The sequence below is a fragment of the Epilithonimonas sp. 33E genome, assembly GCF_059372615.1.
Genome location: NZ_CM182009.1, coordinates 341,184 through 364,631, shown reverse-complemented (window position 1 = coordinate 364,631; position 23,448 = coordinate 341,184). Strand labels below are relative to the sequence as shown.

The window sequence follows — 23,448 nt, the reverse complement described above, 5'->3', positions numbered from 1 at the left end:
CAGAATAATTTTTTCTGACAATTGCAAATTTAAGGATTTTATTTCACGATTCTGACAATGTTTGGCTGTCCCTGAACTTTTGTGAATTTGAGTTCGTTATTGTACCAAAGTTTGGATAATTCGAACACAGAAGGTGTCCATTTGTATTCAATCTCAATGATGTCATCATCATTTACGGTTTGAGAATTAGCCGTTTTTGAATATCTGATTATAAACCGGGATTTGTAAGTTTTAAGTTCCGGACTGATCGAGTCTTTTAACAGCCTGATAGCGCCCGCAGCATAATCCATATAAACAACAGTATCTGCATCTTTGAGCAGAGAATAGCCGGAGATAGGCTTATTGGCAGTTATTTCATCCAATTGATCCAATAACGTAACGGAAGAATATGAACCAGGTATTTTAGAATTTAAAAGATCCTGACCTGTAGAATTTTTCACATAAAGTCTCAGAACCTGATCAATTGTCTGGACATCATCACCGTCTCCTCTACAAGAGAATAAGAGAACTATTGCCGATAAAATTATGGATATTTTTAGTTTCATCCCTGCAAAGATAAAATACTTTCATGACAATTTTCGGATGTAAGAAAAGAATCCGGACATTAATAATAATCCTGTTGTCAATAATGTTACCGATTGTGCGGTTGCCATTCCTTCCACTCCGTATTTTGGAACTAAAACCAATGATAATCCTAATAAAATAACTAATGCTAAAGCAGAGATAATCGTGTTATATTCCATTTTTCCAACCGCAGAAAGAAGATTTCCGTAGAGATTTCTCAGCAACATATTGAGCAAAAATGCTGACGTTAAGATAATGAATGCCGGTTCAATTCCTTTATATTTTTCGCCAAAAAATAAAACTACAATATCATCTTTCAAAAAATATAGGACTCCAAAAATCGCTACACATAGCGGAATGAATATTTTATAATAATTGGATATATAGTAGCTCAGAAATTTTTTATCGTTGTGATTTTTGGCTAGTTCAGGAAAATCGCTCTGCATAAAAGTCAATGCAATGAATGTAAGATTGGAAGGGATCAGAATTGCCGCTTTGTAATCTGCAACAGAAGATTCGGTCATCAAAAATCCCATTAATATAATATCCAAAGAAAATAAAGCATCACTCAAAACGGCTGTTCCCGCTGTAAAAAGACCATATTTCCATAGTTCTTTTCTGGGGAAACCAAAATCCATATCTAATGACAGATTAATATCTTTAAACCAAAACAATGCAGTGAACGGTGCCAGAACTAGCGCTATCAAATATCCCGTAATTCCAAAAAAATAAGTAAGAATAATAATCAGGAGCAAACCTGAGATATTAACGATATTATTCAATCTTGCAAATTCTTTGTTTTTTCCACTAATTCTTAATTGTGACTGAATATGATTGTAAAAAAAATAGCCAATTAACCTGATTGCAAACGCCACAAAAAGACAAATGATTTTTTCAAATTTGTCCAGATAAAAAAGTGATGTGATAAGGAAAATAACACTCAACAAAATCTGATAGAAAAAGCCTTGTTTCAGAAGATATGAAGACAGTTTGTTCTTTTCTTCTTCTGTTTTTACAATAGATCCGTATCTGAGAAGAATCTGCTGGCTGCCAAATCCGCTGAAGGCAAAAAAAACAGCAAATAACGAAGCGACAATACTTATCAAACCAAAATCTTTTTCAGGCAATAATCTTATGATTACAACAGAACCTATAAATCCACAAATTTTAGCAATAAGCAATGATCCAAAGACGAAATGACCTTTGTTTTTCAAAAAATTTCTAAGAAAGTCGGATAAGTTTCCCACTAATTGAAAAATAATTTAAAAATAGCCAAAATATTGATTCCCTGGCTTTTCTGAAAAAAATCTTTTTGCTCAAATAATTGCCGGACATCATTTTTTAGTTCAGGATAGTTTTCCAGTCGCCAGATGTTGTCCGAATAATAATTCTGATAATAATTCTGGATATCCCGGGAGTTATTATAATAAAACTCATAAGGATACATACTTGTTTTATTAGGTTTCTTAGTGATTTTGGTATTCCATATTTTGGAAATTCTTTTTTTCACTTTCGGACCGATCGTACTTTTCCATTGGGCGTTAGGTTTCATACCCGTTTTTTCCCAGATATAATCAGCAGCATTTGGCATGCATTGATTCAACCAATCCAGATAGAGTTTTTGATTGATTTTCCACTTTTCGGGAAGACTGATCGCAAATTCCAATATTTTTTTGGACATAAACGGTGATGTCTGGTAACCGAATTGCTGTATCACTCTAGATCCAAGAATAGTCCTGTTATAAGCAACATTTCTGAGATAGAAAAGTTCTTCGGACTCATATTGATTTAGAATCTTATCGAAATCTGACTTAACTTTTGGAAGAAATTTTCCATTAATAACAATCTTAAATTCTCCCGGCTTTTGTTTATAAGGAACTGTATTAAAACCGCCTAAAATACCGTCTCCAATGGATCCGCTATGAATAATTTTAAAATCTTTGTTTTCTAGATTTTCAAAAGCATATTGGATATGGATGCCACCAGTAAAAAGTCCGCAACCTTGTGATAATTCCGTAAGCTGATCGATATAGTTCAGATAACTTCCTCCGTCCAAAGACTGAAAAGTATAAGGAATGTCATTATCTTTTGCTATTTGTCTTGAGATTGTTTCGTCAAGATATCCAGATTGTGAAAAACAAAACGCTTCATCCGGCTTTTCTCCAAGCTGATTCGCATACAGTAAAGCGATTCTACTATCTAATCCTCCACTTAGTAAGGCAAAATGCTTTGAATTCAATTCGTTGTCCTTCTCATATTCCATAAGAATATTGTCTGAAAATATTAAATCCAGATCGTGAATTGCATTTTCTCTGGAGCTTTTATAATAATCGATTCCTTCCAGATCAAAATATTTTTTTTCAACGATTGTAAGATTATTCAGGTCAACCTCTATAAAATGGCCGTCCAGTATTTTGAAAATATTTTCTACCGGTGTATCGTTTTCCAGCATATTTCCGAAAGTCAATAGCTTGTAAATATTCTGAATATCCGGCGTAACAGAGATTTTATTTTCCTTAAGAGTTTTGGTTAGCCGAACAAGAGAGGAATCTATAAATATCTGCTGATCATGCTTTGTGTAGAAAACACTTTGCGTAGAAGTCGGATTAGTAAAAACAAAAAGTTTATGTCCTAATTTATCCCAAATATAGCCACGGAATTCTCCGTCCAGTTCTTTAATAGAATTCACATTCACTTTTTGATAAAGATCCAGAAAAAAATCTGTGAAATCCGAGAATCCGGAATTTTGTAAAAGTTTTTTTTTATTGAGAATGACACCTTCAACAGCAATTTCAACCTGGTCATCATTAATCACAAAAGAGTCATAATCCTTAACAAAGAATGACGACGTCTTGACATGATTATCAACAATATGAATCCTGAATCCCGGCATTAACGCATCACATTTTTATAAATCTCCGTGAACTGTGTTGCAATACTTTCCTTAGAAAAAGTCTGTTTTGCATAACTTGATATTTTTTGAACATCTTTTGGAGATTGATCTTCAATTAATTGTTTCATCGCTTTTTCCAGAAGAATTTCGTCTGGCCCATCGACAAGTATTCCGAAATTCTCCGGGAAAAATTCCGAAATCCCGCCAACGTTTGTAGAAATCACTTTGATTCCGGAAGCAAAAGATTCTGCAATCACACAAGGCTGATTCTCATCATTACTGAAAAGAATAAAGCAATCCGAAGTTTTTAGTTTTTGAGAAACTTCGATTAGCGTTAACGTATCAAAAATCTCGATGTGATTTTCAAAACCTTCTTTTTTCACAATTTCCCGTAATGGTTTCGTATCGCCGTCGCCACCAATTTTTAGCTTTAACTGAAAGCCTTCTTTCAATAATTTTATAGCAACTTTTAGTATTTTATCTGCATTTTTTCTCGGAATCAAATTGGAAATATGAACAAAAGTAAAAACTTCTTGCTGAGAATTATTTGGTTCAAAAAGGCTGGTATCTACAACATTCGGCACAACTTTCATCGACGATTTGATTCCCAATTCTTCAAGGCTGATTTTCAAATCATTGCTTACAGGCAAAATTACTGAAGCTCGATTTCCAATGAATTTTGCTATTTTTTTGATCACTGAAGATGTCATTGCCTGATTGATTTTTCTAAGCGCTGTCCAATGTTCGGTCACCACGAAAGGAATCTTATACTTGCTCTTCAGATAAACTGCAAAAAGCATATTATTATGAAGAACATTCGCATGAACCAAATCAGGTTTTTGCATCTTAGCAAATCCTAATTTATAAGCTTTCATTCTCCGCAAAAAATTCTGAACAGGATTTTTCGAGTTTTTATAATATACAATGAGAGTTCTGATTCCATTTACTACTTTATCATCAAAAACAAATTTTCCTTTTTGGTCAAAATCTCCGATTGCATGCAATATTTCTACGTCATGCAATGTTGCAACGGCTTCTGCATGTCGCTGCACAAAGTTACCGTTGGTTGGTTCCAGCTTATTGGGAAACCAGGAAGAAATGAAAAGGACTTTGAGTTTCATGATTAAGTTTTGAAAACTACCTGTATCTTAAACCAATGTAGATATTTTTTAATCTATTCGATATTTTTTGAGTGATGGTTCTTTTTTCGCTGAGTAAAACTTTCTTATAAGGTTGTTTTTTCCGGATGACAAAAAATTGATAATCATTCTCCACCCAAATGCTATAAGTATTAAAATTAGAAACCTGAAGACCATTAGATTCTGAGTTAGCTACAACGAAATGCAAAGGAATCGGCTGGTCCACAATTTGTAGCCACGCAGACTCATCGTGCATATGGAAATCAATAAAATCCGGGTTAGGAATATTAATCAAGATCTTCGTATTATCATCAGCTATTTCTGACAAATTCCTGAAAAGATCAGGATGAAGTTCCAGAGGAATATGTTCTATGACATCAAATAATGTTATGAAATCAAACTTTTTTTTCTTTGGCTGATAGCTTACTACATCATCTGTATAAAATGATACGTTTTGTTTGTGTATTTTTGATTTTGCTAATTCTATTGACTTATCACTCAGATCTACTGACTCTATATATCCGGTTTTAACAGAATTGGTCAACAGCTTTGTCATTACTCCAATTCCACATCCTAATTCCAGAATATTGGAATCAGAATTAAGGCCTAGAGATTGCATTTTTTTATATAAAGTATAGATTCTTTCGTTGACTCCTGATTGGGTTTGATAGCTTACGAAATCATTGTAAAAATCCTTGATTTTATCATTATTCATAGAAACTGAATATGTATTCCCAATAAAATTATTTGATTGATGATGCCCAGCTTCTGCTAAATGGTTGCAAAAAATGACTTAGAAAATCGAGATAAGTATTTTTAGAAAAATCAAAAACTTCAATATCCGTCGATAATTCACCGCTTCTTATCTTGTTTTTGAAGTCTGATAATTTGAGGGTTTTCACCTCACCATTTTCAACATAACTAGCTTTCATCCTGTCAAATAATCCCAAATCAAATTCTGCATCCAATTCTCTCATTACCTTTCCAAGCGCATCAATACTACAACCCGAAGCCGCTTCTTTTTCCTCATCAACGCAAATAATGATGAATTGATTTTTTTCAATCTTGAATGATGAAGACAATGCTTTGCCATGAGCTGCCCAATCGCCTAAAAAATCATATAATTTTTCTGCAATGGTCTTACTTTCTTTTGCCGTAAAAGGTCTTGATGCTGGATATATAATAACGCGGTAATCGTTTGTTTCTACAATATTGGATTCCTCGATTTTCATAATAATGAATTTATTTTTACAAAATCGCCTGACTGCAATTTTATTTGTTGTTTCAATTTATAAAATTACGGATTTTTATCTAAATCCCTTAAAACGAAAACCTCAGAAATTCTGAGGTTTTTAAATTTTATTTTTACGCGATTTTATAAATCTTCTGCTTCCGCCAAAAGCTCTACAATATCTTTGACTTCAACCTCTGTATTTTTATTGAAGTGTTTCACACCATCGGTCATCATCGTATTACAAAACGGACAGCCAGTTGCAATTACTTTCGGCTCGAAGGAAAGCGCTTCTTCAGTTCTTTCGATATTGATATCCTTATTTCCTTTTTCCGGTTCTTTGAACATCTGCGCACCACCAGCTCCACAGCATAATCCATTGGTTTTGCAACGCTTCATTTCAACCAATTCCGCATCCAACTTTTCCAGAAGCATTCTCGGTGCTTCATACTCGTCATTACCTCTTCCAAGATAACAAGGATCGTGAAACGTAATTTTTTTCCCTTTGAAACTTCCGCCTTCGATTTTTAATCTTCCTTCATTCATTAAATCTTTAAGGAATTGGGTATGATGCAAAACCTGATAATTTCCGCCAAGACTTGGGTATTCATTTTTCAAAGTATTGAAACAATGTGGACAAGCTGTAACGATCTTTTTGACATCGTAAGCGTTAAGAACTTCGATATTGGTCAAAGCCATCATTTGGAAAACAAATTCGTTTCCGGCACGTTTTGCAGGATCGCCGGTGCAAGATTCTTCCTGACCAAGAACAGCAAATTCTACATTGATTTTATTAAGGATTTTGCAGAATGCTCGTGTGATTTTTTTCGCACGATCATCGAAACTTCCGGCGCAACCAACCCAGAAGAGAACTTCCGGAGATTTGCCTTCCGCAGCATAATCTGCCATTGTTTTTATAGTGAAATCCATTTGTTGTAAAATGTATTTTGTATTAATGTAAAATATCTTTGCTTCAAGATTAATCGTTGGCCCAATTCAGTCTGTCAGCCTGATTATATTGCCAAGGTGCGGCATTATTCTCGACATTCGTCATCATCAGATTTAATTCCTGTGGCGCTGCAGACTGTTCCATTACCAAGAATCTTCTCATCTCGAAAATGATAGACAAAGGATCAATCAAAACCGGACAGGCTTCTACACAGGCATTACAGGTTGTACATGCCCAAAGTTCTTCTTTGGTAATGTAATCGTTCAGTAACTTTTTACCATCATCGACAAACTTACCTCCATTTTTATTAAGATTTTTTCCTACTTCTTCCAGACGGTCTCTGGTTTTCATCATAATCAATCTTGGAGACAGTTTTTTACCTGTAATATTTGCCGGGCAAACCGAAGTACAGCGTCCACATTCTGTGCAGGAATAAGCACTCAAAAGCTGATGCTGATTCAAGTCAAAAATATCTTCCGCTCCGAATTTTGAAGGAGCTTCTGCTTCACCTTCCGCAGGAGCTGCATAAGGATCGGCATTCGGATCCATCATTAATTTGATTTCTTTGGTTACTGAATCCAAATTGTTGAATTTTCCTTTTTTCTCTAGATTAGAAAACCAAGTATTCGGGAATGCAAAAATGATATGAAGATGCTTAGAATAATAGAGGTAATTCATGAAGAACAAAATCCCTACAAAATGAAACCACCAAGCCGATTTCTCAATTACATGAAGTGTTTCCAAGCTGAAATTTCCAAAGAAAGGAAACAAATGTTCTGAAATTGGAAAGTTACTTGCAAAACGAGTAGAATCCGCATAATAATCAGCTCCGTTCATTGTGAAAAAAGCGACCATCAAAGCAAATTCGATAATCAGAATCCAGTTAGCATCTTTTTTTGGCCAACCGAACAGTTCTTTCATTGTCAATCTCTTGACACCATAAAAATTTCTTCTGATAAAAAATATAACTACTGCAAATACAACCAATGCCGCAAGAACTTCCAATGTTGAAGTAAAGAAAGAGTAAAAAGAATCTCCTAAAATTCCCTGCAAAAATCTATGCGTTCCGAAAATTCCATCAATGATAATCTCCAGCAATTCTATATTGATAATAACAAATCCAACATAAACGAAAATGTGTAAAATCCCAGCAATTGGACGTTTTACCATTTTGCTCTGTCCAAGCGCTACTCTGGTCATAATTGCCCATCGTTCTGCTTTTCTGTCGGTTCGGTCGCTTTCTCTCCCGAGTTTGATATTACGGTAAAGCTCTTTCAGACTTTTTCCGAAGAGTCCAAAGCCGGCAATCAATAGAATTACAAAAATAACATTGTCAATGTATTGCATAAATTACTTTTTATCTGAGTTCTTACCAAAAACTGAGAAATTAACATATCTTTTTGGATTCGCTTTCACATCTTCTACCAGCTGATTAAGATTGTTTGAAGTTTTTGTTAGATTATTGTAAAGTTCTTCATCTTTCATCAATTTACCAAGGGAACCTTCTCCGTTTTGTATGCCGGAAATAACGTTATTTAGCTTGTTAGCTGTCTGGTTAAACTGATCGATTGTTCCATTCAGTTTGTTGATATCGACACGTTCTGCAACCGAACCATATTTGTCCAAAGTTTTATTGGCCGTTAATAATGTCTGATTGGCATTGGCAACTACTTCATGTAATCCATTCTCATTAGAAGCTAAAATTGCATTGGTCCTATCGGATGTTGCTTTGAAGGATTCGATTGTTTTGTTGAGATTAGCTAACAGCAATTTGATTTCTCTTCTGTTTTGCTCATCGACAATTTTGTTGGTACTTGCTAAAGTTGAATCTAATTTTAACAAGACGCCGGAAAGCTGATCTTTAACCGGTTTTACCTGAGATGACAGGGAGTTAAGCATCGACAGCTGATAATTTCCTTTCAGCGTATCTCCGTCTTTTGCAACTGTTCCGCCATATGACAGATTGATTCTCATTTCCTTGCCGGACATTAATCCTGGTTCAAAGATCTCAACAGTAGATTGGTTGGAAAACTGAAACGTATTATCAACTGTTAATTTAACTACAAAATGTAATCTTCCGTCTTTTGAAGTAATCGGTTTTATCTCGTCAACCTGTCCTACTTTCAATCCATTGATTGAGACCGGATTAGATACTGATAAGCCTTCTACATTATCATATTTTGCAAAAAAAACATTATCTGTAGTGAAGAGATTTTTCCCTTTCATAAACTGATATAATATCACGAAAGCAATAATGGCAAAAATTGCAATCAGTCCTGCTTTTAATTCTTTACTTAACTTCACGTTTTAATTGGTTTACTAATTAGCAAATATAAGAATATTGGAGTTATAATTATTATAAATAAAAAAACAACAAAAGCGACAATTGTGCCGCTTTTGTTGTTTTTCAATATTATGCCAAATTATCGTTGAGCAGTTTTGTCCCAAACTTCAATTCTGTAATCTTTTATGTTAGCATTATCCTGAAGACTCTTCAAGAAAGCTCCTGTGAATTGCTGAGAATTCTGTTGTTTGATAGACTCAGTAATTTGTTTGATATCTCCTGGCAGCTTGTTCGTTTTAACAGATTTTTTAACCACAAGATATACACCTGTCATTCCTTCAACTGGCTGAGACAATTTGTTTGTTGCAACACCGAATGCAGCTCCCGCAACTCTTGGCTCCATAGCACCGTTTACAGAAGGATTGAAAAAGTTGACATCCGCATTTCCTTTTGTTGTTCCAAAAGCTTTTGCAGCCTGATCAAGCGATGTATATTTTCCGGCATTGATTTTTTCAATAATTTTCTTCGCAAGAACTTTATTTTTCACAATTGGTTCAATCTGATCTCTTACAGTTTCAGGGTCTGCAAGACCTTCGTCTTGTTTTCCGACAACATAAGCAACAATTCTGTCACCTGTTCCTTCTACCGTGAAAATATCTGTATCACCAATTTCTCTTTTTTTATCAAAAGCCCATGCAATGACATCAGCATCTTTATCCGTATTAAGTCCCGGAAGCGTTCCTTGGAAACGGCCTACAGTTTTAGGATTGTCGAATCTGTATTTATTTTTTTCAGCTAAGTTTTTGAATTGATTAAAGCTCTTTCCTTCTGTTTGCTGTATAAATCTTGTAGCCTGGGTCAAAACTTGATTTTCAGTTTTGTCTGATGCTTTTACATTTTTCGCCAAGTGAGCGATTTTGTAAGTCATAGAGCCTGATTTTTTGTCAAGGATATTGATGATATGATAACCGAACTGTGTTTCTACTACACCAGTTGCACCTTTCGGAGAATCATTCACAAACTTCTGGAATTCCGGTACAAATTTCGGCTGAGCTGGCGTGGTCCATCCAACGTTACCACCTTGTGCTGCAGAACCTTTGTCATCAGAGAATTTCAAATCATCTGCAAAAGTTGCCGGATTAGCTTTCACGGCCGCATAGATACTGTCTGCCAATTTCTTAGCCTGTTCCTTGGTTCTTGTAACAGATTTATCTTGCTTCCCGATTTCTGTGTCTTTGTAAGAAATCAAAATATGTCTTGTTTCTGTAGAATCAGACGGTTTTTTATCTAATAATTTTGAAACTACATATAGATTCTGCTCTTTGTATGGTCCAAAAATCTGTCCGATAGCCGCTGTTGCAATTTTATCTTTCAATTCTGCCGGCAATTGCGTTGGACTAACATACTGAGGAATGAATGGCACATCAGAATTCAATTCAACGAACATAGAATCGTTCTTTGTATTCTGGAAGTTTTCAGTCCCGTTAGAAGCGTCCGTCCCTTTAAGGTATAGCTTATTCAACTCGTTCAAAGTTGCAGCATCATCCTGAGCGCTTGGTGTCGCAGGAAAATAAGCATAAGCTAAATTTCTGCTTGCTGTAGCTTTGAATCTCGTCGGATGTTGTTTGATATAATCTGCAAGATCTTGTGTTGTAACTTTTACATCATTCTTTTTAGAGAATTCTAAATAATCAACTTTTACAAAATCGATGTTTGCCATATCATCACGGAACTTCATCATCAATTCCGCTTCTTTTTTGCTTGCAGTGATTCCTGATGTGATGTTACCAAACAGCATTCTTGCCATCATTCTGTACTCTATAGCTTTCTTACTTTTTAGCCAGAAATTGTATTGTTCAGGATTTGTAGCTTGCCAATCCGAAATCATTTTCTTGAATTCCTGAGTTTTGAAATTCCCTTTTTCATCAAAAGCGCCTTGATTTTGAGCGAACATTGGATCATATTGCAACTGACTCCAGAATACCTCATCAGTCAGCTTAAGCCCCATTTTTTCAAATTGTTGCTTGATTAATTTTGATTGAACAAGAATCTGCCAAGCCTGCTCTTCAAGACCTTTTGTCTGTTGTCCTTGTTGCTGGGCTTGTTGCTGCATAATGAAAAGCTGGTCATTGAATTCATCTCTTGTAATTTCTTCGCCGTTAACCTTACCAAGAATATTCGGGTTTTTACCAAAAACCTTATCTATTGTATCAGGATTAACCAAGAAAGCCAAAAGTGCTAATGCAATAACGCCTACTAACAGCCACGACCTTTTTCTAATTTCGCCTAAAATTGCCATCTTTATATTAAGTGTTTATAATCAGTCTGCGAAAATACATATTTTTAACAGAATAGGAAAAATTATTTCGAAACATTTGTGAATGTGAGATATAAAACAAGAAAAACCTCTAAAATATAGAGGTTTTCGGTTTACTTGTCATTTTTTTTATCGAGCATTTTTTCACGCATTTTCCCTTCATTCTGGAAAAGCTTAAGAACCTGTTGCGGTGTAAGGATTTTCAAAAACTTATCTGCATACGCTCTTCTGTTATTAAGCAATTGCTGTCCTACATCAAAACTTTGATTCAGCCGGCTTGTTGCTTCTTCATCACTCAATTTATCAAAATTCTTATCCGAATGAAACTTTTCCTTTATCAATCTCTGATTACTCTGATATTCGGTAAAAAGATTTTTGAATTCTTCTTGCTTATCAGCAGGAATATCAAGATCATCAATAGTGATATTCTCTTTCATCTTTTGTAAGAAAACAGAACGTTCTTTTACGGACATATTACTTACAGCCGCTCTTTTCTCATCCATATTCATAGTTCTCCACTCAGACGCCCTGGGAATATTCTGGCTCTGTTGTTGTCTCATAGCTGTTCCTGCTGGTGAAAAAGATGATGTAGGTGCACTCCTGAAAGAAGAATTTCCCGTTGATCTCTGAACTGCATTTCCTGATCTTCTTTCCTGTCCTCTTACAGTATGGGCAGAGAATAATCCGGCGATGAAAATAGTCAATAACAATTTTTTCATTTCTCTCTGTTTTTGTTATTAATTATAAAGGTCCAGGTAAACATCCTGTTCGCTGTTTCTGTCGATATCTTTTATCTGGTCTGGCGTGAAAGCTGCAAGAACTTTTTCCACTTCCGCTTCAGGCTTTATTTTTGTTTCAGCGGCATAATCCTGTCTGTCGGTATTGTCAAAACTGCTGTTTCTATGCTTTTGAGGTCTGGATAGATTTGCAATAGACGGATTCTGTTTAAAATGCTCTTTATGTTCTACCGTTTGAATCTGGTTTGGAACAGCATTATTATCAGCCATTGAACTAACTGATTGTTGTTCTGTAGAATGGATTTCGTAAATGCTGTCAACAATTGGCTTTTGCTGAGCCATCTGCATCTCCGGGTTATCATTAAGTCCTAGAAAAGCTGTAATCCCTCCAATCAGAACAACTGCAGCTGCAGCCATCCATTTGAAATTAAGAGAAAAGACTTTTGTTTCTTTCTGAACAACAGGCTTTTTTTCCTCCGTTATTTTCGAAATTACTTGAGACTGAATCATCTTAAAAAACTCATCCGAAGGTTCCGGATAAGGTGTTTTTCTGTTCAGTTTTTCTATATCAATTTTCATTTCTTCTTATTTAATTTTTCATTTGTGGAATGGAATGTCGATGACATTTCATAACTATTCTCTTATTTTTCTAAAACTCTTCAGAGTAATTATCTTTAATGTATTGTTCTACTTTATCTTTGGCATAATGATAATTCGTTTTCAGTGTCCCGACCGACATATCTAATATCTTGGAAATCTCCTCATAAGGCAAATCATCATAATACCGCATATTGAACACAAGCTTCTGTTTCTCCGGCAATGTCTGAATTGCTTTTTGCAACAGAATCTGAATTTCCTCCGCATCTTTCCCGGCATTATCAGCAACCAGATTCTGCATATGGTATTCTGCATCTTCATCGGTCTTTTTCATCCGGTTCATTTTATTGAGCTGCTGCAAAGATTCGTTGGTTGCAATTCTGTAGAGCCAAGTGTATAATTTGCTATCACTCTTGAACTGGTGAATGTTCTGATACGCCTTGATAAATGTATCCTGCAAAACATCCTGAGCGAGGTCATGGTCCACAATCAGTCGCCTGATATGCCAATAAAGTCGGCTCTGATAGGCATCCATCATGGCACGCAGACCTTTTTCCAGCGTTTGTGAGGCCAATAAAAGTTTTAAAATCTCCTCATCTTTGAGCTTCATTCAGATGTTTCGTAGTTTTTGATTAAAAAATAAGACCAAAGTTAAATTTTTTTTTGAATTTTATTTTTAGTTTAACACAAAGACTCAAGGTTTTTGCACCAAGTTCACAATTAATCAATAATTATTCCGCTTAAAATAAATATTCTTTGTGCCAAGCTTTGTGAACTTTGTGGTTATATAAAAATTATCTTTGTTGTATGAAAACAGTTATCATCGGCTCTGGAAATGTCGCTTACCATCTTGTGAAAGCTTTTAAACAAAATCATATTGACATTCATCAAATATTTGGAAGGAATGAAGCTGAATTATCAAAAATTTCGACTGAATTCAACATTCCTTTTTCAACGAATCAATTGAAAGATGCGGAACTATATATTATTGCTGTTTCCGATTCTGCAGTTGAAAACGTTTCTGATTTGATTAAAAATGAAAATGCATTGGTAGCTCATACTTCCGGTTCACTTCCTATGGAAATCCTGAAAGGCAATTACAGAAAAGCAAGTTTTTATCCTTTGCAGACTTTTTCTAAAACCAAGAATCTGGATTATTCCAAAATCCCGTTTTTTATTGAGGCCGAAAATCAAATTGATGAAAAATCACTATTTGAACTCGCTTCAATTATTTCTGAAAATGTGGAAACCTCGGATTACGAAAAGAGAAAATACATTCATCTGACCGCCGTTTTTGCCTGCAATTTCGTGAACCATCTGTTTGCGAGGGCGAAGGAAATTTCGGATTCCCAGGATTTACCTTTCGAATATTTCATCCCTTTGATTGATGAGACTGTAGAAAAAATCCATCATCTGGAACCAAAATCTGCCCAGACAGGACCGGCCGTAAGAGGAGACGAGAGGATTCTGAAACTTCATGAAGATCTGATTACTGATGAAGAACATTTGAAAATATATCAGCTGATGAATGAGTCTATAAAAAAAATGTACAACAAATAATGTAACATTTCTGAGAATCCTGCACTAATTAATTGAAAACAGAAAAATAAAAAACATGCAATCTCTCAAAAAATTAGTCATTCTTCCTTTACTATTATTAGGATTAATGATTTCTGCACAAGAAACTGCCAATCGTTTCTTTTATGAACTTTCTTTCAAACCAAAAAAAGATTCAGTAAAAATTGATAAGGTAATGGCAACTTTGGATATCACCAAAGACAAATCTATCTACCAGGATTTCACAATTACTGCACAGGATTCTATCATAAAAATAGCTGTGGAAGAAATGCAGAAAAGCAAAACTTGGAAAGACTTATCGAAAACGATAAAAATGCCAAAATTCGCTTTCAAGATATATAAACTATATCCTGATATGAAGGAGCAATATGTGGACAGAATAAGCAAAAACCTTTTCGCTTACGAAGAGAATATAAAATTCGACTGGAAAATCCTTTCTGACAAAGAAAAGATCGGAGAATACAACACTCAAAAAGCTACAACAGAATTTGGTGGCAGAAAATGGACAGCCTGGTTTTCTACAGATATACCTTTTCAGGATGGACCTTACAAATTCTACGGATTACCTGGATTAATCGTGAAAATTGAGGATGAAGGTAAAAACTATTCATGGCTGTTGTCCGGAAACAAAACAGTGAAGGATTGGAAAGAGTTTTCCTACGTAGAAGATATCCAGGCCAAATCCGGCATGACAAGCAATGAGAAAAAAATTATCCCTAAGGATAAATTCGAAAAAGCCTATGCTGCTTTCAAGCAAGATCCGATGGCAGAATGGCGTGCACAGGTTCCCCAAAACATGCTGACGATGAAAATGCCGGGCAGCGATATCACAATAGGTGAAATGATGAAAAATCAAGAAAAAATCGCAAAAGATTTTTTCAATGCGAATGACAATCCAATAGAAGTCGTTCAGGCCACAGAGAAAAAGAAAAAATAAATAACAAACCGGAAATTAGTTTCCGGTTTTTTTATGACAAACATCTTATTTAGATTTATTTAAAATAAGCTATCTTTGTAGTCCAAAAATTTTAGTCTTGCAAACAAAACACATCGATAAACTCTGTTGTTTTCCGAAAAACAAAATCGGGAAAATTCTTGGTTATGATAATGAAAACCTTCAGATGCCAACAAAAATCATCGAAATGGGACTGCTTCCGGAAACCACTTTCAGAGTTCTTTATCAGGCTCCTTTTAACGGTCCGCTTTATATAGAATATGGCTCGGACAAAACCAGAATTGCCCTGAGAGAAGCAGAAGCAAGATTTATTCAGGTAGAAGTTTCGGAATGATGCAGGAGAAAAAACAAAAACAGATTCTATTGGTAGGAAATCCTAATGTCGGGAAATCCACACTTTTCAATGTTCTTTGCAACAGAAAGCAAAAAACAGGTAATTATGCCGGGGTTACAGTGGCCAGCCATTCCGGAAATTATATTTACAAAAACGAGGAAATCGAGGTTATAGATTTGCCTGGTTCTTACAGCATCTACCCAACTTCCGAAGATGAAGCTATATTTTCACGTTATCTGATTCAGGAAGATTATTCCGGTGTTGTTTACATTGCTGATGCGATTAATATGAGAAGAAGTCTGCTTCTTTTTCAGCAGATTCAGGATTTGGGAATTCCTGCGGTTTTGGTAGTCAATCAAGTGGATGAGGCCGAAAAACGAGGAATTAAAATTGATATTTCCAAGCTTTCAGAGATTCTGAACATTCCGGTTTTTGAAACCAACGCTAAAAATAATGTCGGAATAGAAACAGTTCGGGAAGCGGTTTTTAATAATGAATTCAAAATTGCGGAGACTAATTCCTTCGAAATTCCTTTGGAGCAAAAAGCTTTGGTTTACAAGGTTTCATCAAATACGTCAGAAAAGAATCTTTACAAGATCTGGACACTTTTAGCCGCAGATACTTATCTCGGAAAGATTGAAAACATCCACGAAATCATTACTCAGGAAGACACCAAATGCAGTGTTCCAAAACGTTTGCAGATTACCGAAACGGTAAGACGCTATCAGAATATTGATAAAATCACCTCTGAAATTACTGAGAAAAAACCGCAGTTAAAGGAATTACTGACAGAAAAATTAGACAAGATTCTAGTTCATAAAGTTTGGGGATATCTGATTTTTTTATTGATTTTATTATTGATTTTCCAAAGCGTTTTCTTCCTTGCAGAATATCCTATGACCTGGATTGAAGATTTTTTCACCTGGCTATCAGCTTTTTCAGCGGATCATCTTCCGGAAGGGCCGGTCAATTCTTTGGTTTCCAGTGGAATTATTCCGGGAATTGGCGGGATTTTGGTTTTTGCACCGCAGATTGGAATCCTTTTGTATTTCCTTTATTTGTTAGAAGATTCGGGATATATGGCGAGAGTTGTTTTCCTGATGGACAGGATGCTAAGACCTTTTGGACTGAATGGAAAAAGTATTGTTCCATTAGTGTCTGGGACAGCTTGTGCGATTCCTGCGATAATGTCCACAAGAAACATCGAAAATGTCAAAGAAAGATTGATTACAATTCTTGTAACGCCTTTTATGACGTGTTCTGCAAGACTTCCTATTTACAGTATTATCATCGGATTGATTATTCCTGACGAGAATTTTTATGGTATCAAATACAGAGCAATTGCCTTAATGATAATGTATCTGTTGGGTTTTCTAATGGCTTTGTTATCGTCATTTATATTGAAAAGTTTCATCAAAACCAAAATCAAGAGTTTCCTGGTAATGGATTTACCGACTTACAAAATGCCGTTGTTTGGTTATGATTTCAAACTGGTGTTAGGAAAAGTCTGGGAATTCATTTCAGGAGCTGGAAAAGTGATTTTCACCGTCAGTATTATTCTTTGGGCTTTGAGTTATTTTGGTCCGCCACAACATAAAAATGAAATCCTAGCAACCAATTCTTCATTGGACCATTCTTATCTGGGAAGAATCGGAAGAACGATGGAACCTGCCATTGCACCACTCGGTTACGACTGGAAAATGGGAATCGGAATCCTGACCAGTTTTGCGGCTAGAGAGGTTTTTGTTGGAACATTATCCACACTTTACAGTTTGGACGATGAGGCGCCTGAAGGAAAATTGATCGAGAAAATGAGACTGGATGTTAAACCCAACGGCGAAAAAGTCTTCAGCTTTGCGACTGGTGTTTCGATTTTGATTTTCTATGCTTTTGCAATGCAGTGTATCTCAACTATTGCAGTTGTTTATAGGGAAACGAGAAGCTTGAAATGGACAATGTTACAAACTGTCTCAATGACATTTTTGGCATACTTTTCGGCTTTGATTGTTTATCAGATTTTAAAGTAAATTATACGTGGACAATTCGTTAATCATACAATATGTTATCGTGGGCGTCATTGTTTTAGCCGCCATCTATGCTATTGTCCGAAAATTCTCAAAAACATTTTCTAAAAAAAACAAAGGAAAAAACTGCGGTCCGGATTGTGGCTGTTCTTAAAATAAAAAGTGTTCATATCGGACACTTTATTTTTTAGCAAATGTCAGATTATTGTATTTTTGCCAAACCTTAAAATTAGAAAATGTCATTAATAAAATCAATCTCCGGGATCCGCGGAACTATTGGCGGAAAAGTCAACGATAACCTGACGCCGCTTGATGTGGTGAAATTTGCTTCGGCATTCGGAACCTGGCTTCAGAACAATAAAAATAAAAAAGATTTAACCTTAGTTATCGGAAGAGATGCGAGAATCTCCGGTCAAATGGTTTCTTCTTTGGTTACTGCCACTTTGCAAGGTCTTGGGATCAATGTGGTTGATTTGGGACTTTCTACAACGCCAACTGTTGAAGTTATGGTTCCTGAACTGAAAGCTGACGGCGGAATCATCCTGACGGCTTCTCACAATCCAAAACAATGGAACGCCCTGAAATTGTTGAATGACAAAGGAGAATTCATCAGTGGAGAAAACGGCGCAGAAGTTTTGGCTTTGGCAGAAAATGAAGACTTCAATTATGCGGAGGTGGATGATCTGGGAAAATATGAAACCAGAGAAGATGGTTTTGATATTCATATTCAGAAGATTTTGGAATTACCAACGGTAGATGTTGAAGCGATAAAAGCTAAGAAATTCAAAGTGGTTTTGGATGCGGTTAATTCTACTGGAGGAATTTCTATTCCACCACTTTTGGAAAAATTAGGCGTCGAAGTTGTGAAATTATATTGTGAACCGACCGGCCATTTTCCTCATAATCCCGAACCTTTAAAAGAACATCTCGGTGACATCTGCGAATTGGTAAAAAAAGAAGGTGCAGATATGGGAATCGTTGTGGATCCGGATGTTGACAGACTGGCTTTGATCGATGAAAAAGGCGAAATGTTTGGCGAAGAATACACTCTGGTTGCTGTTGCAGATTATCTTTTGAAAAATAAAAAAGGGGCTGCTATTTCCAATCTTTCTTCAAGCCGTGCCTTGAGAGATGTTGCTAAAAATCTGGATTCAGAATATTTTGCAAGCGCTGTCGGTGAAGTTAATGTAGTTAACCTGATGAAAGAGAAAAATGCTGTAATCGGGGGCGAAGGAAATGGTGGTATTATCTATCCTGATTTGCATTATGGAAGAGATTCTTTGGTTGGTGTTGCATTATTCTTGACTCATTTAGCAAAAGAAAATAAAACGGTTTCTGAACTGAGAGCAGGTTATCCGGCTTATTTTATGGGCAAAAAGAAAATCGAATTAACGCCTGAAATTGATGTTGATGCTTTGCTGGTGAAAGTTCAGAATGAATTTAAAAATGAAGAAATCTCTACTGTTGACGGTGTGAAAATTGATTTTGCAGAAAATTGGGTTCACTTGAGAAAATCTAATACAGAACCGATTATCAGGATTTATACCGAAGCTTTTTCGCAGGAAGAAGCTGATAAATTGGGCAATGATATGATTGCAAAAATCAAAAGTTTGATATAAAATATTTTTATTAATTTTAATAAAAATTAGACAAGATGCTTACCCTCAATACAATTCTTGAAGAAATAAAAGATGTTCCGGTTAATAAATTGGAAGAGCTTCATCTTTTTATCAAGACGTTAATTTCAAAGAATGAAAATTACGACGAAACAAAGTTAACGGATTGGCAAATTGAATTAATCAAAGAAGGAGAGAAAGACATAGAGGAAGGCAGACTAATATCGCACGAAGATTTTTTGAAATCGTACGGTAGATGAGAAAAATAGAATGGACAAATCGAGCAAAGAAAGAGTTTGATAACACATTCAATTTTTGGATTAATCACAACAAATCTGATAGTTACTCTGAAAAGTTATTAGACGAAACACTTCGAAAGATAAATATTATTGCAGAAAATCCTTTTGTTGGCGAAGTTGTTTCACGGAATTCAAGAAGAGTTTTGGTGCTTGAAAATTTCTCAATTGTCTATCGAACAACAAAGAATACAATAAAAATTAACGCTTTTTTCGACAACCGAAGAAATCCAAATTCGTTATAAAATTGAAGGAAGCAAAATTTGCTTCCTTTTTTAATTAGTTACAATCACGCTTGTTTTTAGGATTCCGCACTTTGTATTTGGTTTCAAACAGACTTGTTTTTGTATTTTGCAGACTTCAATTTTGGCAAAATCTGCTTAATACTCCATATTCCTCAGCTTCTTAGAAGTTGTGCCAATGAACAAAGCTGTTAAAACCGTCATCGTCCCACCGAAAACAACAGAACGTACAACACCCATTAATTTGGCAGTCAATCCACTTTCAAACTGCCCCAGTTCATTACTTGACATAATGAAAATCGAGTTAACGCTAAGAACTCTACCGCGGATTTCTTCTGGTGTTTTCAACTGAACAATCGTTCCACGAATCACAACACTGATGCCGTCCAACATCCCACTTAAAACTAAGAATCCAAATGACAGCCAATACATTTTCGACAATCCAAATCCTATAATACACAGTCCAAATCCAGTTGCTACACAAAGCAAAATTTTTCCTTGGTTTTTCTTCAATGGAACTAATGACAAAGTAATAATAATCAACATCGAACCAATATCAGAAGCCGCATTCAAAAGTCCGAAACCTTCTGAGCCCACCTTCAGAATATCGCTTGCAAAAACCGGAATCATCGCAACTGCACCACCAAAAAGGACCGCGAACATATCCAGCATCTGAGCGCCGAAGATCTCTTTTGTTTTATAAATGTAAGCCAATCCTTCCTTCATACTTTCGAAAACTTTCACATCCTTATTTTTATTTTCAGATTGCTGTTGGTGTAAAGTCCAAAAAAACAAAGAAGCCAAAAACATACTGCCAATAATTACCACTAGTGTCCATTTTATTGTTATCAGCGCAATCAGAAAACCGCCTAAAGCGTGACCGGAAACCGAAGCAATTAAGAAGGTTGCCTGGTTCAGCGTCACAGCATAAGGCAGATTTTCTTGCTTCACAATTCTCGGAATCATACTTGGAACTAATGGACCGAGAAACGAACGCGAAATTCCCGTAAAAAAAATGACCGCATAAATAAAATAAGTAATCTCGTGTCCTGTAAAATGCATCCTGTGTCCAAAAAAAGCCGGAATCAATAGCAAACTTATCAGAACCACATAGGCATAATTACAAATCAATAGCAGTTTTTTCTTCTCGTTCATGTCAATGATATGACCGGCATACAGTGCGCATGAAACCGCAGGAATCACTTCCGAAAGTCCAATTAATCCAATAGAAAACGGGTCCTTTGTCAACTGATAAACCCACCAACCTAGCAAGGTTGCGAGCATCCTGAAAGCGATGATAAGGAAGAATCTTCCTGTCAGGAGATGGCGGAATTCTATATTTTTTAAAACGCGAAGTGGTGTAAAAGAAATCATTATACAAAAGTAGTCGTTGTACGCCAATTACTTTCACATAAACTATAATTTTTTAGGAGCTTCAACCGATTTACATTGCAATCGCAGCGGGTTCAGAATCATCGTCAAACCTGAATATTCAAAAAGAATCAGATTGTATTACCTATGCTTTTAAATCTTAGTAGTAATAATAATTAGTAGTAGAACTGTTAACTAATGACACAATTAATGCGACAAATGCCGTCACACCAACAACAGAACCTACTACAATAGCTGTTGTCCCGCCCGGATTATTTTTTTTAATAACCCTTATGTCATTCTTTGCAATGGTTAATTCCTGACTATTAGCAATTCCAATTATTTTATCTTCCTCCACACTGGAAAGTCTAATCTTATATTTAGGTTTATTGTACTCATAAACTGTATAATTCTTTCCTACCTGAAGTGAAGAAAAATCATTTTTATTCACATTATTCCTATAGATAGTCGTAGTACAGGATTGTAACAAAAGAAGCAGACAAATAATAAAAGAAAAAGTTCTCATTGTAAATTTAGTTTTGCCAAATATACTGCAATTTTTCTATCATTCGCCAAACGAGGAATTTTATTTTGTCCCCCCAATTTCCCTTCAGATTTGGCATAATCCTGAAACGCATTTTTTTTCAGCTTCGTAATAATCAACGGTTGTAGGATATTTCCAGAAATCAAATCATCATAATAAGTATTCCGTTGTCTGAGTTGTAAATCAAGTTCAGATTTGAAAGCACTAAAATTCTCAGGTTCTTTTTCAAATTCGATAAACCATTCATGGTAAGGTAAGCCTTCTTCGGGATTAACTTCTGGCGCGAGGTGAAATTCGGTAATCTGAGCAGGAAACTTTTCAACCGTTGCTTTCAAAGCTTCTTCAACTTCGAATGCGATCACGTGTTCTCCGAAAGCCGAAGTAAAATGTTTCGTTCTTCCCGAAACCAAAATCCGGTAAGGATTTTTATCGATAAACCGCACAACATCTCCAATAGAATACGCCCAAAGTCCTGAGTTAGTCGTCAGGATCAATGCATAATCTTTGTTAAGCTCAACATCTTTTAATGTCAATCTTTCTGCATTGGGTTTTCCATATTGTTCGAGTGGAATAAACTCGTAAAAAATCCCGTGATTGGTCAACAGCAATAATCCTTCTTTTGTATAATCATCCTGGAATGCAAAGAAACCTTCCGAAGCTGGAAAAGTCTGAACAATGTCGACAGGTTTTCCAAGCAATTCGTTCATCTTGTCACGGTAAGGTTCGTAGTTCACGCCACCTGTGATGATTAACTGAAGATTCGGGAAAATTTGTGTAATTTTTTTGTTGTGTCTGTCAATGAGTTTTTCAAAATACATAATCAGCCAGGGCGGAATCCCGGAAATCAGGGTCATATTTTCCCTCTCGGTTTCTTCCACGATTTTATCTACCTTGGTTTCCCAGTCTTCGATACAGTTGGTTTCCCAGCTCGGCAATCTGTTTTTTTGAAGATAATTCGGGATGTGATGAGCGACAATTCCTGACAGTCTTCCGGTTTTTACACCGCTGATTTCTTCCAGCTCCGGAGAACCTTGAAGGAAAATCATTTTTCCACCAACAAAATCGGCGTTATTTTTTTTCCCGATGTAATGGAAAATCGCACTTTGAGCAGCAGCAACCTGAAAAGGCATTGCTTCTTTGGAAATCGGGATATACTTGGAACCTGATGTTGTTCCGGAAGTTTTGGCGAAATATTCTGGCAAATCCGGCCAAAGGATTTTGGATTGTCCTTTTTTGACTTTCTCTATGTATGGTTTCAGATCTTCGTAATCTGCAACAGGGACATTTTTTTGGAAATCTTCAATCGATTTTATAGCTTCAAATTGATGTTCTCTTCCGAATAATGTTTTTTTCGCTGTCTTTACCAAATCTAAAAGCAATTCCTGCTGATCTTTGATCGCTTTGGTTTTAAAACTTTTGGATTTTTCGATATGTTTTTTTGCCCAGATGAGCGCAATCTTTTTCTTAATGAAATTTAGCATTGATAAAATTTTCAATTGTCAAATTTATAGCTTTCTTGTGTAAAAGTTGTGTATGTCTATATATTTTAACGCAAGGTCCGCAAAGACTTTTTGTTATTATTGAAAATAGTTTTAAGGTTGCAAAGCCGTAAACTTAGTAAAAAATTTTTATACGCTCTAAATCTAAACTGTTGAAATTGATTCATCGAACCAGTTCGTTAGGTTTCTTACGGAATGACAAATGCTGTTTTTATGTTGAAAAATTGTTTTTGTTTTGTATCTGCAGCCCGACTTAAGCGGAAATCCTTTTTGTTATT

At 35.6% G+C, this 23,448-nt stretch carries 24 protein-coding genes; 8 read left to right on the top strand and 16 right to left on the bottom strand.

Annotated elements, in window-relative coordinates; translation table 11 throughout:
* Positions 1–38: 38 nt before the first annotated feature.
* From AC5P2S_RS01745 to AC5P2S_RS01685, 13 genes are all read right to left on the bottom strand, one after another.
* Positions 39–545 carry a hypothetical protein gene (locus AC5P2S_RS01745; protein WP_494556013.1) on the bottom strand — a complete coding sequence of 169 codons (507 nt, stop codon included), beginning with the start codon at positions 543–545 and terminating at the stop codon, positions 39–41.
* Between the two features lie 21 nt (positions 546–566).
* Positions 567–1,778, bottom strand: coding sequence for an oligosaccharide flippase family protein (locus AC5P2S_RS01740; RefSeq protein WP_494556012.1), 1,212 nt, complete (start codon positions 1,776–1,778; stop codon positions 567–569).
* A 32-nt stretch (positions 1,779–1,810) separates the two neighbouring features.
* Positions 1,811–3,457, bottom strand: coding sequence for an asparagine synthetase B family protein (locus tag AC5P2S_RS01735; RefSeq protein ID WP_494556011.1), 1,647 nt, complete (start codon positions 3,455–3,457; stop codon positions 1,811–1,813).
* Positions 3,457–4,578: a glycosyltransferase gene (locus AC5P2S_RS01730; RefSeq protein ID WP_494556010.1), complete on the bottom strand. Its 1,122-nt coding sequence runs from the start codon at positions 4,576–4,578 to the stop codon at positions 3,457–3,459. Before AC5P2S_RS01730 ends, AC5P2S_RS01735 begins: the two co-directional genes overlap by 1 nt.
* A 16-nt stretch (positions 4,579–4,594) precedes the next feature.
* Complete coding sequence (locus tag AC5P2S_RS01725; RefSeq protein ID WP_494556009.1) at positions 4,595–5,311, bottom strand: class I SAM-dependent methyltransferase; 717 nt, start codon at positions 5,309–5,311, stop codon at positions 4,595–4,597.
* A 28-nt stretch (positions 5,312–5,339) separates the two neighbouring features.
* A complete protein-coding gene (locus AC5P2S_RS01720; RefSeq protein ID WP_494556008.1) occupies positions 5,340–5,828 on the bottom strand; it encodes a hypothetical protein in 489 nt (162 codons plus the stop codon).
* 143 nt (positions 5,829–5,971) lie between these two features.
* Positions 5,972–6,757: a (Fe-S)-binding protein gene (locus tag AC5P2S_RS01715; RefSeq protein ID WP_494556007.1), complete on the bottom strand. Its 786-nt coding sequence runs from the start codon at positions 6,755–6,757 to the stop codon at positions 5,972–5,974.
* Between the two features lie 49 nt (positions 6,758–6,806).
* Complete coding sequence (locus AC5P2S_RS01710; RefSeq protein WP_494556006.1) at positions 6,807–8,123, bottom strand: 4Fe-4S dicluster domain-containing protein; 1,317 nt, start codon at positions 8,121–8,123, stop codon at positions 6,807–6,809.
* A gap of 3 nt (positions 8,124–8,126) precedes the next feature.
* On the bottom strand, positions 8,127–9,080 hold the full coding sequence (locus tag AC5P2S_RS01705; protein WP_283415584.1) for an MlaD family protein: 954 nt from the start codon (positions 9,078–9,080) through the stop codon (positions 8,127–8,129).
* Positions 9,081–9,199: 119 nt separating this feature from the next.
* The gene (locus AC5P2S_RS01700) at positions 9,200–11,359 is read right to left on the bottom strand and encodes a peptidylprolyl isomerase (RefSeq protein ID WP_494556005.1); all 2,160 of its coding nucleotides are present in this window, start codon (positions 11,357–11,359) and stop codon (positions 9,200–9,202) included.
* Positions 11,360–11,490: 131 nt separating this feature from the next.
* Positions 11,491–12,096, bottom strand: a complete 606-nt coding sequence (locus AC5P2S_RS01695) for a hypothetical protein (RefSeq protein WP_494556004.1) — start codon at positions 12,094–12,096, stop codon at positions 11,491–11,493.
* An 18-nt stretch (positions 12,097–12,114) separates the two neighbouring features.
* Entirely contained in the window at positions 12,115–12,693 is a 579-nt protein-coding gene (locus AC5P2S_RS01690; RefSeq protein WP_494556003.1) for a hypothetical protein, read from the bottom strand.
* Positions 12,694–12,763: 70 nt separating this feature from the next.
* On the bottom strand, positions 12,764–13,321 hold the full coding sequence (locus AC5P2S_RS01685; RefSeq protein ID WP_283415588.1) for an RNA polymerase sigma factor: 558 nt from the start codon (positions 13,319–13,321) through the stop codon (positions 12,764–12,766).
* A 197-nt stretch (positions 13,322–13,518) separates the two neighbouring features.
* On the opposite strand from AC5P2S_RS01685, the gene AC5P2S_RS01680 reads away from it, so the two are divergent.
* From AC5P2S_RS01680 to AC5P2S_RS01645, 8 genes are all read left to right on the top strand, one after another.
* Positions 13,519–14,271: a Rossmann-like and DUF2520 domain-containing protein gene (locus AC5P2S_RS01680; protein WP_494556002.1), complete on the top strand. Its 753-nt coding sequence runs from the start codon at positions 13,519–13,521 to the stop codon at positions 14,269–14,271.
* 55 nt (positions 14,272–14,326) lie between these two features.
* Positions 14,327–15,226 carry a GLPGLI family protein gene (locus AC5P2S_RS01675; RefSeq protein WP_494556001.1) on the top strand — a complete coding sequence of 300 codons (900 nt, stop codon included), beginning with the start codon at positions 14,327–14,329 and terminating at the stop codon, positions 15,224–15,226.
* Between the two features lie 97 nt (positions 15,227–15,323).
* On the top strand, positions 15,324–15,578 hold the full coding sequence (locus AC5P2S_RS01670; RefSeq protein ID WP_074235714.1) for a FeoA family protein: 255 nt from the start codon (positions 15,324–15,326) through the stop codon (positions 15,576–15,578).
* Positions 15,575–17,605: a ferrous iron transport protein B gene (feoB, locus tag AC5P2S_RS01665; protein WP_494556000.1), complete on the top strand. Its 2,031-nt coding sequence runs from the start codon at positions 15,575–15,577 to the stop codon at positions 17,603–17,605. Before AC5P2S_RS01670 ends, feoB begins: the two co-directional genes overlap by 4 nt.
* A gap of 7 nt (positions 17,606–17,612) precedes the next feature.
* Positions 17,613–17,756 carry a FeoB-associated Cys-rich membrane protein gene (locus AC5P2S_RS01660; protein ID WP_379953390.1) on the top strand — a complete coding sequence of 48 codons (144 nt, stop codon included), beginning with the start codon at positions 17,613–17,615 and terminating at the stop codon, positions 17,754–17,756.
* Between the two features lie 82 nt (positions 17,757–17,838).
* Entirely contained in the window at positions 17,839–19,221 is a 1,383-nt protein-coding gene (gene glmM / locus AC5P2S_RS01655) for a phosphoglucosamine mutase (protein ID WP_494555999.1), read from the top strand.
* A gap of 35 nt (positions 19,222–19,256) precedes the next feature.
* Positions 19,257–19,478, top strand: a complete 222-nt coding sequence (locus tag AC5P2S_RS01650; protein ID WP_494555998.1) for a hypothetical protein — start codon at positions 19,257–19,259, stop codon at positions 19,476–19,478.
* Entirely contained in the window at positions 19,475–19,759 is a 285-nt protein-coding gene (locus AC5P2S_RS01645) for a type II toxin-antitoxin system RelE/ParE family toxin (RefSeq protein ID WP_494555997.1), read from the top strand. Before AC5P2S_RS01650 ends, AC5P2S_RS01645 begins: the two co-directional genes overlap by 4 nt.
* A gap of 135 nt (positions 19,760–19,894) precedes the next feature.
* Here AC5P2S_RS01645 and AC5P2S_RS01640 read toward each other — a convergent pair whose 3' ends face one another.
* The 3 genes from AC5P2S_RS01640 to AC5P2S_RS01630 all read right to left on the bottom strand — a co-directional run bounded on the left by AC5P2S_RS01640 (position 19,895) and on the right by AC5P2S_RS01630 (position 23,152).
* A complete protein-coding gene (locus AC5P2S_RS01640) occupies positions 19,895–21,130 on the bottom strand; it encodes an MFS transporter (RefSeq protein ID WP_283415593.1) in 1,236 nt (411 codons plus the stop codon).
* Between the two features lie 157 nt (positions 21,131–21,287).
* Positions 21,288–21,653, bottom strand: a complete 366-nt coding sequence (locus AC5P2S_RS01635) for a hypothetical protein (protein WP_494555996.1) — start codon at positions 21,651–21,653, stop codon at positions 21,288–21,290.
* Positions 21,650–23,152, bottom strand: coding sequence for a GH3 auxin-responsive promoter family protein (locus AC5P2S_RS01630; RefSeq protein WP_494555995.1), 1,503 nt, complete (start codon positions 23,150–23,152; stop codon positions 21,650–21,652). Before AC5P2S_RS01630 ends, AC5P2S_RS01635 begins: the two co-directional genes overlap by 4 nt.
* Positions 23,153–23,448: the final 296 nt, after the last annotated feature.

Coding starts and splice junctions, on each gene's coding strand:
- AC5P2S_RS01685 (WP_283415588.1), bottom strand. CDS start 13,321: ATGAAGCTCAAAGATGAGGAGATTTTAAAACTTTTATTGGCCTCACAA.
- AC5P2S_RS01630 (WP_494555995.1), bottom strand. CDS start 23,152: ATGCTAAATTTCATTAAGAAAAAGATTGCGCTCATCTGGGCAAAAAAA.
- AC5P2S_RS01745 (WP_494556013.1), bottom strand. CDS start 545: ATGAAACTAAAAATATCCATAATTTTATCGGCAATAGTTCTCTTATTC.
- AC5P2S_RS01720 (WP_494556008.1), bottom strand. CDS start 5,828: ATGAAAATCGAGGAATCCAATATTGTAGAAACAAACGATTACCGCGTT.
- AC5P2S_RS01730 (WP_494556010.1), bottom strand. CDS start 4,578: ATGAAACTCAAAGTCCTTTTCATTTCTTCCTGGTTTCCCAATAAGCTG.
- AC5P2S_RS01735 (WP_494556011.1), bottom strand. CDS start 3,457: ATGCCGGGATTCAGGATTCATATTGTTGATAATCATGTCAAGACGTCG.
- AC5P2S_RS01675 (WP_494556001.1), top strand. CDS start 14,327: ATGCAATCTCTCAAAAAATTAGTCATTCTTCCTTTACTATTATTAGGA.
- AC5P2S_RS01645 (WP_494555997.1), top strand. CDS start 19,475: ATGAGAAAAATAGAATGGACAAATCGAGCAAAGAAAGAGTTTGATAAC.
- AC5P2S_RS01715 (WP_494556007.1), bottom strand. CDS start 6,757: ATGGATTTCACTATAAAAACAATGGCAGATTATGCTGCGGAAGGCAAA.
- AC5P2S_RS01725 (WP_494556009.1), bottom strand. CDS start 5,311: ATGAATAATGATAAAATCAAGGATTTTTACAATGATTTCGTAAGCTAT.
- AC5P2S_RS01650 (WP_494555998.1), top strand. CDS start 19,257: ATGCTTACCCTCAATACAATTCTTGAAGAAATAAAAGATGTTCCGGTT.
- feoB (WP_494556000.1), top strand. CDS start 15,575: ATGATGCAGGAGAAAAAACAAAAACAGATTCTATTGGTAGGAAATCCT.
- AC5P2S_RS01680 (WP_494556002.1), top strand. CDS start 13,519: ATGAAAACAGTTATCATCGGCTCTGGAAATGTCGCTTACCATCTTGTG.
- glmM (WP_494555999.1), top strand. CDS start 17,839: ATGTCATTAATAAAATCAATCTCCGGGATCCGCGGAACTATTGGCGGA.
- AC5P2S_RS01695 (WP_494556004.1), bottom strand. CDS start 12,096: ATGAAAAAATTGTTATTGACTATTTTCATCGCCGGATTATTCTCTGCC.
- AC5P2S_RS01635 (WP_494555996.1), bottom strand. CDS start 21,653: ATGAGAACTTTTTCTTTTATTATTTGTCTGCTTCTTTTGTTACAATCC.
- AC5P2S_RS01700 (WP_494556005.1), bottom strand. CDS start 11,359: ATGGCAATTTTAGGCGAAATTAGAAAAAGGTCGTGGCTGTTAGTAGGC.
- AC5P2S_RS01640 (WP_283415593.1), bottom strand. CDS start 21,130: ATGATTTCTTTTACACCACTTCGCGTTTTAAAAAATATAGAATTCCGC.
- AC5P2S_RS01690 (WP_494556003.1), bottom strand. CDS start 12,693: ATGAAAATTGATATAGAAAAACTGAACAGAAAAACACCTTATCCGGAA.
- AC5P2S_RS01710 (WP_494556006.1), bottom strand. CDS start 8,123: ATGCAATACATTGACAATGTTATTTTTGTAATTCTATTGATTGCCGGC.